Annotated in this window: 12 protein-coding genes; 8 read left to right on the forward strand and 4 right to left on the reverse strand. The window is 67.2% G+C overall.

Going from position 1 to position 12,390, the window contains the following annotated elements; all coding sequences use genetic code 11:
* Positions 1 to 5: 5 nt before the first annotated feature.
* Entirely contained in the window at positions 6 to 695 is a 690-nt protein-coding gene (locus DEIPR_RS02820; RefSeq protein ID WP_013614320.1) for a hypothetical protein, read from the forward strand.
* Here the strand turns inward: DEIPR_RS02820 and DEIPR_RS02825 are convergent.
* Both DEIPR_RS02825 and DEIPR_RS02830 read right to left on the reverse strand, forming a co-directional pair.
* The gene (locus DEIPR_RS02825) at positions 632 to 1,264 is read right to left on the reverse strand and encodes a hypothetical protein (protein ID WP_013614321.1); all 633 of its coding nucleotides are present in this window, start codon (positions 1,262 to 1,264) and stop codon (positions 632 to 634) included. The genes DEIPR_RS02820 and DEIPR_RS02825 overlap by 64 nt on opposite strands.
* Position 1,265: 1 nt before the next feature.
* Positions 1,266 to 1,577, reverse strand: coding sequence for a PadR family transcriptional regulator (locus DEIPR_RS02830; RefSeq protein ID WP_013614322.1), 312 nt, complete (start codon positions 1,575 to 1,577; stop codon positions 1,266 to 1,268).
* 124 nt (positions 1,578 to 1,701) lie between these two features.
* On the opposite strand from DEIPR_RS02830, the gene lgt reads away from it, so the two are divergent.
* Positions 1,702 to 2,658: a prolipoprotein diacylglyceryl transferase gene (lgt, locus tag DEIPR_RS02835; protein WP_013614323.1), complete on the forward strand. Its 957-nt coding sequence runs from the start codon at positions 1,702 to 1,704 to the stop codon at positions 2,656 to 2,658.
* Between the two features lie 242 nt (positions 2,659 to 2,900).
* Positions 2,901 to 4,370 (forward strand): bifunctional UDP-N-acetylglucosamine diphosphorylase/glucosamine-1-phosphate N-acetyltransferase GlmU, encoded by a 1,470-nt coding sequence (glmU, locus tag DEIPR_RS02840; protein ID WP_013614324.1) that lies wholly within the window; start codon positions 2,901 to 2,903, stop codon positions 4,368 to 4,370.
* Positions 4,371 to 4,437: 67 nt separating this feature from the next.
* Here glmU and DEIPR_RS02845 read toward each other — a convergent pair whose 3' ends face one another.
* On the reverse strand, positions 4,438 to 5,208 hold the full coding sequence (locus tag DEIPR_RS02845; protein ID WP_013614325.1) for a TSUP family transporter: 771 nt from the start codon (positions 5,206 to 5,208) through the stop codon (positions 4,438 to 4,440).
* A 113-nt stretch (positions 5,209 to 5,321) separates the two neighbouring features.
* Between DEIPR_RS02845 and abxC the strand changes: the two genes are divergently transcribed.
* From abxC to DEIPR_RS02865, 4 genes are all read left to right on the forward strand, one after another.
* Entirely contained in the window at positions 5,322 to 5,981 is a 660-nt protein-coding gene (abxC, locus tag DEIPR_RS02850; protein ID WP_013614326.1) for a monothiol bacilliredoxin AbxC, read from the forward strand.
* Between the two features lie 163 nt (positions 5,982 to 6,144).
* Entirely contained in the window at positions 6,145 to 7,023 is an 879-nt protein-coding gene (locus DEIPR_RS02855; protein ID WP_013614327.1) for a hypothetical protein, read from the forward strand.
* On the forward strand, positions 7,020 to 7,427 hold the full coding sequence (locus DEIPR_RS02860; protein WP_013614328.1) for a hypothetical protein: 408 nt from the start codon (positions 7,020 to 7,022) through the stop codon (positions 7,425 to 7,427). Before DEIPR_RS02855 ends, DEIPR_RS02860 begins: the two co-directional genes overlap by 4 nt.
* A gap of 177 nt (positions 7,428 to 7,604) precedes the next feature.
* Positions 7,605 to 9,212, forward strand: coding sequence for a HAMP domain-containing protein (locus DEIPR_RS02865; protein ID WP_013614329.1), 1,608 nt, complete (start codon positions 7,605 to 7,607; stop codon positions 9,210 to 9,212).
* Positions 9,213 to 9,307: 95 nt separating this feature from the next.
* On the opposite strand, the gene DEIPR_RS02870 is transcribed toward DEIPR_RS02865, so the two are convergent.
* The gene (locus DEIPR_RS02870; protein ID WP_041221911.1) at positions 9,308 to 11,581 is read right to left on the reverse strand and encodes a RelA/SpoT family protein; all 2,274 of its coding nucleotides are present in this window, start codon (positions 11,579 to 11,581) and stop codon (positions 9,308 to 9,310) included.
* A 156-nt stretch (positions 11,582 to 11,737) separates the two neighbouring features.
* Here DEIPR_RS02870 and DEIPR_RS02875 point away from each other — a divergent pair, with 156 nt between their 5' ends.
* Positions 11,738 to 12,385 (forward strand): ribonuclease HII, encoded by a 648-nt coding sequence (locus DEIPR_RS02875; RefSeq protein WP_013614331.1) that lies wholly within the window; start codon positions 11,738 to 11,740, stop codon positions 12,383 to 12,385.
* Positions 12,386 to 12,390 lie beyond the last annotated feature (5 nt).

Below are 12,390 nucleotides of genomic sequence, written 5' to 3' on the forward strand. Positions count from 1 at the left end.
GCGCCATGCGCCGCTCCCGCCTGCTGACAGCCTGGGCCGCACTCACCGTGCTGGCCGCGCTGTTGCTGTGGGGCGTCACTTTTCTGGATTTATTTTTTGCCGGGCAAAGCGTGTCGGAGGTTGACCCCTGCCCCTATCAGCCGGCTGACCATGTGGCCTACGACCTCCAAGGCCTGAGGTTCTTCTGTGACGGGCAACTGCTTGGCCCTGGCTCCGGCAACCCGAGTTATCCCATTGTCCTCGGTGCCCTGGCCTTGAACGTACTTGTGTTGTGGCTGATGCAGGCAAGGGGCAGGCAGGCGCGGCAGATGCTGCGCGTCAACCTCTGGACGCTGGCAATTACGCTGGCGCTGGGCTGGCCCGTGCTGGAAGTGGGCGAGCGGGTACAGAACGCCTTTTTGGCGCGGGGCGACGTGATGACCGTGCAGGCTGGTCCGGCGCTGATTTATTCGCGGCGCTGCGAGGAGCGAGCGGAGGAGAACGGTCTCTGCCTGCGGCAAAGTGGGCTGCTGTGGCCCAATCCGACGGCGTGGGGCATTGCCGGGCTGGCGCTGACAGGCCTTGCGGGGTTGCGGCGGGAATGCCCTGAGCGGGGCAGAGCGGCTGCCCTTGCAGCGTTACCGGGTGGCTTTCAGAGCTGCGCTTCAGCCTTGCGGGCGGCGCTGAGGGCGGTCAAGAGGCGGGAAAAGTGGTAGAGGAGATAGGCCACAATCAGCAGCCCTGTCCAGCCTCTTTCCCAGAGGAGGCGACCTGCCTCGTGCCACCCTTCTGCGCCCCGGCTTGCCAGTACAGCGCAGGACATCGCCATGAGAACCGTAGGAAAGGACAGCAGCCAGTAGAGTGTGGCTCGTCCGCGAGCCGCCAGCATCTGCCGGGAGAGAACAAGCCATCTCAGGAGGGCAGCGGCCACTATCGCGAGTAGGAGAGCAAGCGTGATGGCTGTTTCTCCACTCCGCAGCTCGGCCAGTGCTGTCAGCGCAAAGAGCAGCAGAGGTACCGCATCCTCGCCAAGTGCCCGGCCCAGTCCTGCCCACGTCGGCGCGTACCCGGCGGGCAAATACCGCGCTTCCCGCGTGGTCAGGTGAGCCTTGCTCAGTTCCCGGTTGGCAGTGTGCGGGTCGCCCCATTCGCGCAGGACAGCCTCGGCGCTTTCCCCCGCTTCCAGGGCGTCTTCCAGGTGGGCCAGGTACTCGGCCCGCACCCGTGCTGCCGCTTCCAGGGCCAGACCGTGCGTGGCGATGTTCAGCCAGTGCTCCGGTGTCATGTCACTGCCCTCCCAGTACGGCGCCCACCGCCTGTGTCTGGCGCTGCCACTCGCCCCGTGATTCGGCCAGTGCGCCGCGCCCCGCTTCGGTCAGGCGGTACTCACGGCGGGTGCGGCCCTTCACGTCCACTTCGCTGCTCTGCACCAGCCCTTCTTTTTCCAGCAGGTGTAGGGCGGGGTAGAGGCTGCCTTCCTTGGCGCTCAGCACGCCCCCTGAGCGGGCCTTGATGGCCTGGGCGATGGCGTAGCCGTGTTCGGGCTGGCGGTCCAACACGGCCAGAATCAGCAGGCGGAGCTGCGCTTTGGTGTTCATGGAGAGAGTATACCTTGAATCTAAATGCATATGTATCGGATGCATCTGAGCATACCGCTGGCTCCGGCTTCCGGTGCAGCATTCATCCCCGCCCCGTCCCGAACCCGTACACTGCTCATGACTTATGGACCCAATCTTCCTGAATATCGGGGGCTTTACTATTGCCTGGTACGGCGTGCTGATGACCCTGGGCATCGTGGCCGGCATTTCTATTGGGTTGAAGCTGGCCCGTGAACGCGGCCTGGACGCTGACCTGTTCGAGCGGATGATCTACACCATGCTGCTGTGGGGCTTTATCGGGGCGCGGCTGGTGTTCGTGGCGACCTCGTGGGACCTGTTTGCCGATACGCCGATGCCGCAGCGGCTGCTGGACATCATCAACCTGCGCCAGGGTGGGATTTCCATTCACGGCGGGTTGCTGGGCGGCATCCTGGCCGCCATCTGGTTTACCCGCAAGCACCGGATGAACTTCTACCGCTACCTGGACCTCGCCGCGCCGGGGGTGGCCCTGGGCATCATCGGTGGGCGCTTGGGCAACATCATGAACGGCACCGACACCGTAGGCCGCGTGACCGGCTGGCCGATCGGCTTTCCCTGGCCCCACTCAGCCCGCGCCTTTCACGACGGCATGTGCATTCCCAACCCCGACCCCACGATGGACCTCTCGCAGTATTGCCAGACCATCGCCGGCCAGCAGGTGATGACGGCCCCGGTCCACTTCACGCAGCTGTACGGCGTGCTGATTGGGGTAGCGCTCCTCATCGCGTCTTTCTTCTGGCTCAAGAGCAAGAAACCCGGCTGGGCCTTTTGGCAGTTCTGGCTGTGGTACTCGCTGCTGCGGGCCGGGGTAGAGGAGACCTTCCGCCTCAATCCGCTGATGTTCAACACCTACCTCAATCAGGGACTGGATGCGCCGGGAATCGGCCTGTGGACCATGACCCAGGTGTTCAGCGTGCCCATCGTGCTGGTTAGCCTGTACATGCTGTGGCGGCTGGCCGCGCAGCCTGAGCCGCAGCCGGTGCCGGTGGCAGGCGGACAGGTCATGACGCACGCCGAGGCCCGCGCCCAGGGCGGCGAATAGGTCGCCCGCACAGCCCCCTCCCTTCCTGCTACCGCCTGCCCTGACGAAGAGGTCACCGGCAGGCGGTTACAATTGGGGGCATCCCCCCACGGCCCAGCTTCGGCGCAAGCAAAGGAGGCGTCTTCCGGGACGTTTCACTCTGCCAGAAGCGGCGCTGCACGGTAAAGTTCTGAACATTCTCTATATTTCCCACGGCGGCCCACTGCGGCCAAGCTCAGACATTTGATTCAAGGAGAATTCCTATGACCCCAACACAAGACCCCGCCCCATCTGCTCTGGCCCGCCCGCTGGACGTGATCGTTTTGGCCGCCGGCGCCGGCACCCGCATGAAGTCCGACCTGCCCAAAGTGCTGCACCCGGTGGCCGGCCGCCCGATGGTGGGCTGGGCCGTGAAAGCTGCCCAGGACCTGGGAGCCCGCAGCATCGTCGTGGTGACCGGCCACGGTGCCGAGCGGGTAGAGGCGGCGCTGGGCGGCGAGGGTGGCGTGACCTTCGCCCGCCAGGACCAGCAGCTGGGCACCGGCCACGCTTTCCTGTGCGGCGCCGAGGGCCTCAGTGGCGACGGCGACGTGCTGGTGCTGTACGGCGACACCCCGCTGCTGTCCGAGGCGACCCTGCGTGACCTGCTGGCGGACCACCGCGCCGAGGGCAGCGCCATGACCGTGCTGACCGGCGAGCTGCCCGACGCCACCGGCTACGGCCGGATTATCCGGGGCGAGAACGGCGAAGTGCAGCGCATTGTGGAAGAAAAGGCCGCCAGCGCCGAGGAAAAGGCCGTGCGTGAGTTCAACTCCGGCGTGTACGTGATGGACCGCCGCGCCCCCGAGCTGGCCCGCCGCATCGGCAACGACAACCCTGCGCAGGAGTACTACCTGACCGACCTGCTGGAGCTGTACCGCGCTGAGGGCGGGGCCGTGCGCGCCTTCAAGCTGTCGGACCCCGACGAGGTGATGGGGGCCAACGACCGCCGCCAGCTGGCCGACGCCGAAGCTGTCATGCGCCGCCGGATTACCCAGGGCCTGATGAAAGAGGGCGTGACCATTCAGGCCCCCGACACTGTGCGAATCGAGGACACCGTGCAGATTGCCCGCGACGTGCTGCTTGAGCCCGGCGTGATTCTGACCGGCCAGACCGTGATTGAGTCCGGCGCGGTGATCGGTGCCTACTCGGTGATCGGAGACAGCCGCATCGGGGCCGGGGCCGCCGTCAAGCCGCACAGCGTGCTGGAGGGCGCCGAGGTGGGAGCCGGGGCGGACGTGGGGCCGTTTGCCCGCCTGCGCCCCGGCACCGTGCTGGGCGAAGGGGTCCACATCGGCAACTTCGTGGAGACCAAGAACGCCCGGCTGGATAAGGGGGTCAAGGCCGGGCACCTGGCCTACCTGGGCGACGTGACCATCGGCACCGAAACCAACGTGGGTGCCGGCACCATCGTCGCCAACTTTGATGGGGTCAACAAGCACCAGTCGCAGGTGGGCGCGGGCGTGTTCATCGGGTCCAACTCCACCCTGATCGCTCCGCGTACCGTGGGCGACGCCGCCTTCATCGCCGCCGGCAGCGCTGTGCACGAGGATGTGCCCGAAGGTGCTATGGCCGTGGCACGCGGCAAGCAGCGCAACGTGGAAGGCTGGAGCCGGCGCTACTGGGGCGGCCTGCGCGAGAAGGTAGACGCGAAGCTGCCCTGGCTGTCGGGCTGGCTGAAGAAAGAGGGCTGATGGTGGGTAGGGGGAGCGGGTTGCTCCCCAGCTGCCGAGCAGGAGGCCAAACCTTCTGCTCTTTTTCTTACCCCCGGAACATGACCAGCGCGACGACCACCACGATCACCGCGTAAATTACCTTGACGAAGCCGCTGCCCTTCAGCATCGCCATTTTGGCTCCGGTGCGGGCACCCAGTGCATTGGCGAGGCCCATGCTCAGGCCCAGCCACCACACGATGTTGCCGGCGGCCAGAAACAGCCCCAGCGCCCCCAGGTTGGTGGCAAAGTTCACGGCGCGGGCGTTGCCGCTGGAGCTGACCAGATTCATGCCGGTCAGGGCGAACAGCAGCATCAGGAAGGTGCCGGTGCCCGGTCCCAGAAAGCCGTCGTAGATGCCGATGACCAGCACGCCCGGCAGCGCGAGGGCCAGGGTCCGCGCCGTGAGGCCCGGATAGGTGGATTCCAGCCCGAAGCGCTTGTTGGCGATGACCAGGGCGCCCACTGCCAGAATCACCACACCGACCAGGGCGCGGAAAGAATCCGGGTCCACGAAGCGCACCAGGTAAGCCCCCAGCGCACTGCCGATCAGGGCCAGCGGTACGGTCCGCAGCAGCAGGTCGCGGTCCAGGTGCCCGCCGCGCCAGTACTGATAGGTGGACGTGGCCGACCCGAAGATAGCCAGCAGCTTGTTGGTCGCCACGGCCTGCACCGGGCTGAGCCCCATGAAAAAGAGCGCAGGCAGCGAAATGGTGCCCCCGCCGCCCGCGACCGCATCGATAAATCCGGCCAAAAAGGCCAGCGGTAGACCATACAGCAGCACTTCCGGGCCGACGCCGCCCATATCCAGACCGAACATCCTGCCAGTGTAGCGGCCCGGCCTGCTCTGGCCCCCGGGCACGGGGAGCGGTGCATACGCCTCCCCGCCGCGCACTACCTTTGGCGCCTACACCCTTTGTTATCCTCCCCTGTATGACTCAAGCGACCCAAGCAGAGCAGGTGCTCCTTCCCCTGACCACCCCCGAAGAAGTGCAGACGTTCCTGGCCGAGTATCCGCTGGCCGCCGTGTTCAAGGCCGGCACCTGCCACAAGACCATGCAGGGCTTTGGCGTGCTGGAAACCTTTTTGCAGCGCCACGAACTGCCGGTGGGCTTTATCCGCGTGGTGGACTGGCGGCCTGCTTCCAACTTCGTGGCCGAGATGACCGGCATTCAGCACCACAGCCCTCAGCTGATCATCTTCCAGGAGGGCCAGCCCCGCTTTGAGGTGAACAACTGGGACATCACCCCTGAGGCACTCGCGCCGGTATTTGAGGCACTGGTGCCCGCCCGCGCCGGCGGCAATGTGGAAACTGAAGGTAACATCCAGCCGTACCTGGACCTGATGGACGCCTACCTGGGCGGCCAGCTGAACGATTTCGAGTTCCAGGACCGCTGGGTGCCGCTGTTCCGCGACGACGCCAGCCTGCGCTCGCAGCACGAATTCGAGCTGCTGTCGCGCCTGTTCGGTGACCCCGACGCCTACCACGGCGGCCTGCACCAGCTGGGTGCGCCTGCGTCGCGCGGCGACCTGCGCCCCCGCGTAGAGCAGCTGCGCACCGAGCTGCTGGCCCTGCGTGGGCAGAGCGCCTGACAGCCCTCCAGTCACCTTGTGACGAGCGCCGGGAGCCTCTGCCCGGCGCTTCTGTTTGGTAGGTCGTGCGCTTGCACGGCCAGACAAAAGTGCGTCTGGAACCTTCATTTTCTCATGTAAATGTCATTTGTAGGAGGTCGCACTTTATACTGGCTTCAGAACCATGAGCGACCCTACCCCCCCAGCGGCTCAGACCGGCGGCCAGTCCCAGATGGGGCGTGGCGTGCTCTCTCCGCCGGTCTACCACCACCTTTCGACCGACTTCTACCCGTGGGATGAGGTTATTGCGGACCTGAAGGCCCGCTCACAGGCCGGCCAGAGCCTGCTGTTTCAGGCCCACTCGGAGGCGGTGTGTGCCCACTTCGTGTGGCAGGCTGGGCAGTTGCTGGGCGGGTACAGCGGCCCGCGTGACCTGAACTTCGCGGCGCTGATGCGGGGGCTGCCGCGTGCCCGCGTGTCGCTGATGCCGCTGAGCGAGGGCACGGCTGCTGCCATCTGGGCCCAGCGTGCGGCGCCGGGGCAGGCGCTGCGGGGCACGGCTGAGCAGGTGTCCGGGCAGCTGGCCGGACAGATCGGCGTGCTGACCAGCATGGGGACCGCTCCCCGCAGCGTGTCCTACTGGGAGAACGGCCAACCGCAGTACGGCAGCTGGAATAAGGACGGCGCCGAGCAGGACTGGCAGTTCGTGTCGCTGCGCCGGGTGCCGGACACTGGCGAGCTGGTGCACTTCTGGCAGCAGGTGCTGGCCGTAACCCACCGCCGCGCCGCGCTGGACGAGGTCTGGCGGCAAGTGGCGCTGGGGCTGGCGCCCCACCATCCGGTGCTGGACCCCTTTACCCGCGAGCTGACCGTGCGGGCCGGCGAACTGCAGGTGGACCCCGGTGTCCAGGTAGAGGAGCTGCAGCCGGCGCTGTTGGCCGCCTACCGCGCTGTGCTGGACCGGCTGGGCCTGCGCCTGAGCGACCTGCCGCTGGACGCCCTGCGCCGCCATGAGCTGTGGAGTGTCAGCGGCCTGGGCACGCTGGACGGGAGCCGGGCATGACCCGCGCCCTGGTCTGGCCCGAGGGCCTGAGCGACGACACCCCACTGCCCTACCGCACCTGGAAAGTGCTGGACCTGATAGACGGGCACCTGTCCGCCGCAGAGGTGGCCCGCCTGGCTGGAGTGAGTGAGGACGAGGTGTTCGGGGCGCTGTCCGAAGCGGCCAGCCGCGCCCAGAGCCACCAGCGCCTGATGCGGCCGGTGGACCCGGCCCTGCAGCAGGACATTACCCGGCTGCTGGGCGCCCTGATGGGACCTATCGCAGGTGTCATCGTGGAAGAGGTGATGGAGGAGCTGGGGCCGCAGCCGTATGCGGGCACGGTCTTTCAGCGGATTTCGCAGGAGCTGGAGCCGCAGCAGCGCAGCACTTTTGCCCATCTGGCCCGCGAGCAGGGGCTGGCCTGAGGCGGGGTCTGGGTGCCCGCAAGGGGCGCGGCGGTTCCAGCCCTGCCCCCCTGTGGGCTGTGCCTAAGTGGTCAGACTTGGACCCCTAAGCTGGGTCCACTGTGTTTGATGGAGCCCAGAGTTGGCCGGGCGTAAGGTTTCCTAGGTTCAGGTTGTGCCGGATAAAGGAAGGAAAGCATGAAGTACACCGTAGTCATTCAGCACCCCGTTCAGGATGAGGTCCGCGCTGAGCTGGAGCAGCAGCTTTCGCAGCGGCTGGGACTGGGCGCTTCTGCCGCCGCCAAGCTGGCGGGCCGCCGCTCGGGGCGGCTGCTCAAGCCCACCACCCGGCCCAAGGCTGAAAAGCTGCTGGGAATCTTCAGTGCTGTAGGCGCCGCCGTCACCCTGGAAGAAGTGCCCGAGGAAGGCGAGCTGGTGGGTCTGGCGGCGGCGCCCGTGCCGGCCACGCCCGCAGCCGGCGCGGCCCAGCCGGCAGCCTCTGGGCGGCCAGCGTCCGGGTCCGGTGCCGACTCTTCCGCGGCCAACCCGTTCGGGATGGACGCTGCCGGGGGCTCTGCCAGCGCGGACCCGTTCGGGGCAGCTCCATTCAGCGCGGACCCCTTTGGTGCTGACCCCTTCCGTGCCGACCCGTTCGGCGCCGACCCGTTCGGGACAGCTCCGTTCGGCACGGCGGCTGAGCCCCCCTCTGCGGCCGGGCTCTCCGTAGCCGGGCCTTCTGCGCCGGGCCCCTTCGCCGCGTCCCAGCCGGTTGCCGGCCGGGCGGCTGTGGGCCAAACGCAGGTGTTCAGTGCTGCGCCAGGCGGGGTGACCGCTGCGCCGGCCAGCAAGGGCAGCGCAGGAGCCGGCCAGACGGACGACGAATGGGCCAGCTTCACCCAGGGGATGGGCGGCGCCGATGCAGCTGCGGACAGCCGGCGTGCGGATGAGAGCGAGGACATCTGGGCCGACTTCGCCGACGCGCTGAAAGTGGACGTGCCCGCGCAGCCGGGTGCCCCAGCCGCCCCGGCCCCCCTGGCCTCCAGCTTCATGGACGTGGCCGAAGGCGACGCCGCGCAGCCGGTGGTCACGGGCCCTCGCCGCAGCCTGGAACGCCAGCTGCTGCTGACCTCGCTGCTGCCCACGGCGGCTCTGTCGCTGCTGTCGCTGCTGCTGCTGTCGTTGCTGCTCCCGGCCAGTAAGCGGGAGGACACCGCTGTGCAGGCCGGAACCCTGGCCCAGAGCTTGAGCGCCACCTGGTCTGCGGCGGGCGCGGCCGCCGTGCAAAACCAGCTGCGGACGCTGGTGTCCAACGATGAAATCGCCTTTGTGCAGGTCCGCCTGCCTGGTGGGCCGGCCTATTTCGCCAGCGACGCCGAGGACGCGCAGTCGCAGGCCATGCAGCAGGCGTTCGCCCAGTGGCAAGAAGGCGGTAAGCAGGACGTGTTCCGCAGCGGCGGAACCTATGTGGTGGGTCAGTCGGGAGGGGGCGACACTGCCCCAGCGGCCCCCCAGGTGGCGGTGGGGGTGCCCTATCAGGTCAACCTGAGCGGCGTGCTGGTGCCCTGGCTTCTGACCTCGCTGGTCCTGCTGAGCCTGGCTGCCCTGTGGGCCCGCCGCGCCGCGCAGGCCCTGCTGAACCCCATTCAGCGCCTGGTGCGTGCTGCCGATGCCATCAGCTCCGGAGACCTGAGCCAGCCGGTGCAGGCCGAGGCCAACGACGAGGTGGGCGACCTGGCCCAGGCCCTGGAACGCATGCGCCTGAGCCTGAGCGCGGCGATGGACCGCCTGCGTAAGCGCAAACGCTGACCCACGCAATTACCGCACGTCAGTCGGAGCGCCGCCCAGAAGGCTGGGACGGCGCTCCGATTTTCTGCCGGGAACGGCTGGAAGGGCGCGGGGCCCTATTCGTACAGCGCGGTCTGCCCGAAGCCGCGTGTGCGGCGGATTTCCTCCACGCCCCTCACGGTACGCAGTTCTTCCAGCAGGCTGTTCATCTCCGGATTGCTGCCAAAGCCCAGGCGCAGGCAGATGTGGGCGGCCTCGCCCGCGTCCACGAATGCCTCGAAGCGCAGCGGGCTCTGGCGGTTGCGGGCCAGAATACCCAGGATGTCGGCCAGCAGGCCGTCGCGGTCGGGGGCCATCACGTCCAGGTTCACCTCGAAGCGCTCCTCTGAACGGGTATTCCACGACGCCGACACGCAGCGTTCTGGCTCGTCGGCCAGCAACCGGATCATGTTGGGACAGTCGATGCGGTGAATACTGACCCCGCGCCCACGGGTCAGGTAGCCCATAATCTGGTCGCCCCGGATCGGCTGGCAGCACTGGCTCAGCTTGGTGGCGGTGCTCATGCCGTCCACGTACACGGTGGGGGGGCCGCTTTCCGGCCTACCCTGGCTGCGCGGCGGCTGCTCCGGCGCGGCGGTCCCCTTCTTGACCGCCAGCGCCGGGTCCAGCGTGCGGGCGGCCTGGGCGGTGGTCACCTTGCCAGCGTGCAGGGCCAGAAACAGCTCGTCGGGGTTGCGGCTGCCGGCCAGCTTCTGCGCGGCGTCTTCCAGCTTTTTGACGCTCATCAGCTTGCGCACCGGCAGCTGGCGCTTACGCAAGTAGCGTTCCAGCATCTGCTGGCCGTGTGCCAGCGCACCGAGGCGCTCGTCCTGGCGGAAAAAATAGCGAATCTTGGTGCGCGCCGAGCGGGTGCCGGCAAAGTTCAGCCAGTCCTTGCTGGGCTTGCCGTTCTTGCTGGTCAGGATTTCCACCATGTCGCCGTTTTGCAGTTTCTGGCTGAGCGGCACGATTTTGCCGTTGACCCGCGCTCCCACCATCGTTTCCCCGATGCGGGTGTGGATATGGTACGCAAAGTCCACCGGCGTGCTGCCGGCCGTCAGGCTGATGGCCAGGCCCTTGGGCGTGAACACCCGCACCCGCTGCGACAGGAAATCGTTCTTGACGGTATCCATGTACTCGGTGGCGTCGCCCACCTCGTTTTGCAGCTCGCGCAGCTGGTCTATCCACTGGTCGCGCTCGCGCTGGTTCAGCTGCCCACCTTGCTTGTACATCCAGTGCGCGGCCACGCCGTATTCGGCCACCTCGTGCATCCGTGAGGAGCGAATCTGAATTTCTATCGGTTGCCCGCTTTTGCCGATCACCGTGGTGTGCAGCGACTGGTAGCCGTTGGGCTTGGGCACCGCGATGTAATCCTTGAAGCGGCCCGGCAGCGGCGTCCACAGCGAGTGAACGATAGAAATGGTGTGGTAGCAGATCCGCTTCTCGCGCATTTCCTCGGCGCGGGCCAGCCGCTCGGGGTCGGTGCCTTCGCGGGCTTCCACCCGCCGGGGGGTCAGAATCACCCGCAGCGCCATCAGGTCAAAAATCTGTTCCAGCGCCTTGCCCTCGCGGCGCATCTTGCCGAAGATGCTCCACAGGTGCTTGGAGCGGCCCGAGATATCGATGGCGGCGACCCAGTCGGGCAGCTCCAGGTCGTCCTCCAGGGCCGAGCGCAGGCTTTCCTCGGCCTGCTTGACGATGCCGTCGCGTTCGTCCAGCTGCATCCGCAGCCGTGAGCGCAGTTCGGCGTACTCCTCGGGGTAGAGGTAGCGGAAGCTGAGGTCTTCCAGCTCCCACTTGACCTGCCCGATGCCCAGGCGGTGCGCCAGCGGGGCGAACACCTCCATCGTCTCGCGCGAGATGCGCTTTTGCTTCTCGGGGGGCATGGCGTCCATCGTGCGCATGTTGTGCAGCCGGTCGGCCAGCTTGACCACGATAATCCGCAGGTCATCGGTCATGGCAATCAGCATCTGGCGCAGGTTTTCGGCCTGCATGTCGCGGCCGTCGTCGCTCACCTCGGCGGTCTGCGAGCCGGCCTTGCTCAGCTTGCTGACCTTGGTTTCGCCTTCCACAATCCGGCTCACCTCGGGACCGAACTGGGCGGTAATCACCTCGAAAGTCACGCCGTCCACGTCCTCGACCGTATCGTGCAGCAGCCCGGCGGCGATGCTGGTGGTGTCCATGCCCAGCTCGGCCAGAATGGTCGCCACGGCCACCGGGTGGGTGATGTATTCCTCGCCGCTCTTGCGGACCACGCCCGCGTGGGCTTCGCGGGCGAAGTCGTAGGCGCGCTCTATCAGGTCGCGTTCGGCCTCGGGCCGCTCCGCTACCAGTCCGCGCAAATGTTCCATGCCGTGCACGTTTCTGAGCATAGCGCCCGGGGGGAAGCTTGATGGGTGATGGCAGGGCTGGAGCGCTCTGGGTAACCACGCTCTGTGCCCCTATCCTTCTGTGTCCCTGTGTCGCTATATCCCTGTGTCCCTGGCTTCTGGCTTATGCTAGGCCGCATGACCCACTGCGCGCTGCCTGCCGTCACCCCCGACTGGTCGCTGGAACGCCAGCACTGGGTGCGCGGCTATTTCCGCGTGGCGGGTGTGGACGAGGCAGGGCGCGGGGCCTGGGCGGGGCCAGTGACCGTGGCCGCCGTGATTCTGCCCAACACGGGCGCGGAGTTGCCTTTTGCCGACAGCAAAACCCTGACGGCACGGCAGCGGGAAATGCTAGCGGAGGAAGTGCGCCGTGTGGCTGTCGCCTGGGCGGTGGAGTACGCCTGGCCCGACGAAATCGAACGGCTGAACATTCTGGGCGCGACTCACGCGGCGGCCGCCCGCGCCCTGGCAGCCCTGGACCCCGAGCCACAGGCGCTGGTCACCGATTACCTGCGGCTGCGAACCCCGCTGCCCATCCTGGCCCCACCCCGCGCCGATGCCCTCAGCTACAGCGTGGCGGCGGCCAGCCTGCTTGCCAAGACCGAGCGCGACGCGCTGATGACTCGGCTGGACGCGCAGTACCCTGGCTACGGCTTCGCGGCGCACAAGGGCTACGGCGCACCGCAGCACCGCGCCGCGTTGGACGAACTGGGGGTGAGTGCGGTGCACCGCCGCAGCTTCAGGCCGATTGCCCAGCGGTTGCAAGCCCGCTTACTGGATGGCTGAATTGC

It is taken from the genome of Deinococcus proteolyticus MRP, from assembly GCF_000190555.1.
Taxonomy (GTDB): domain Bacteria; phylum Deinococcota; class Deinococci; order Deinococcales; family Deinococcaceae; genus Deinococcus; species Deinococcus proteolyticus.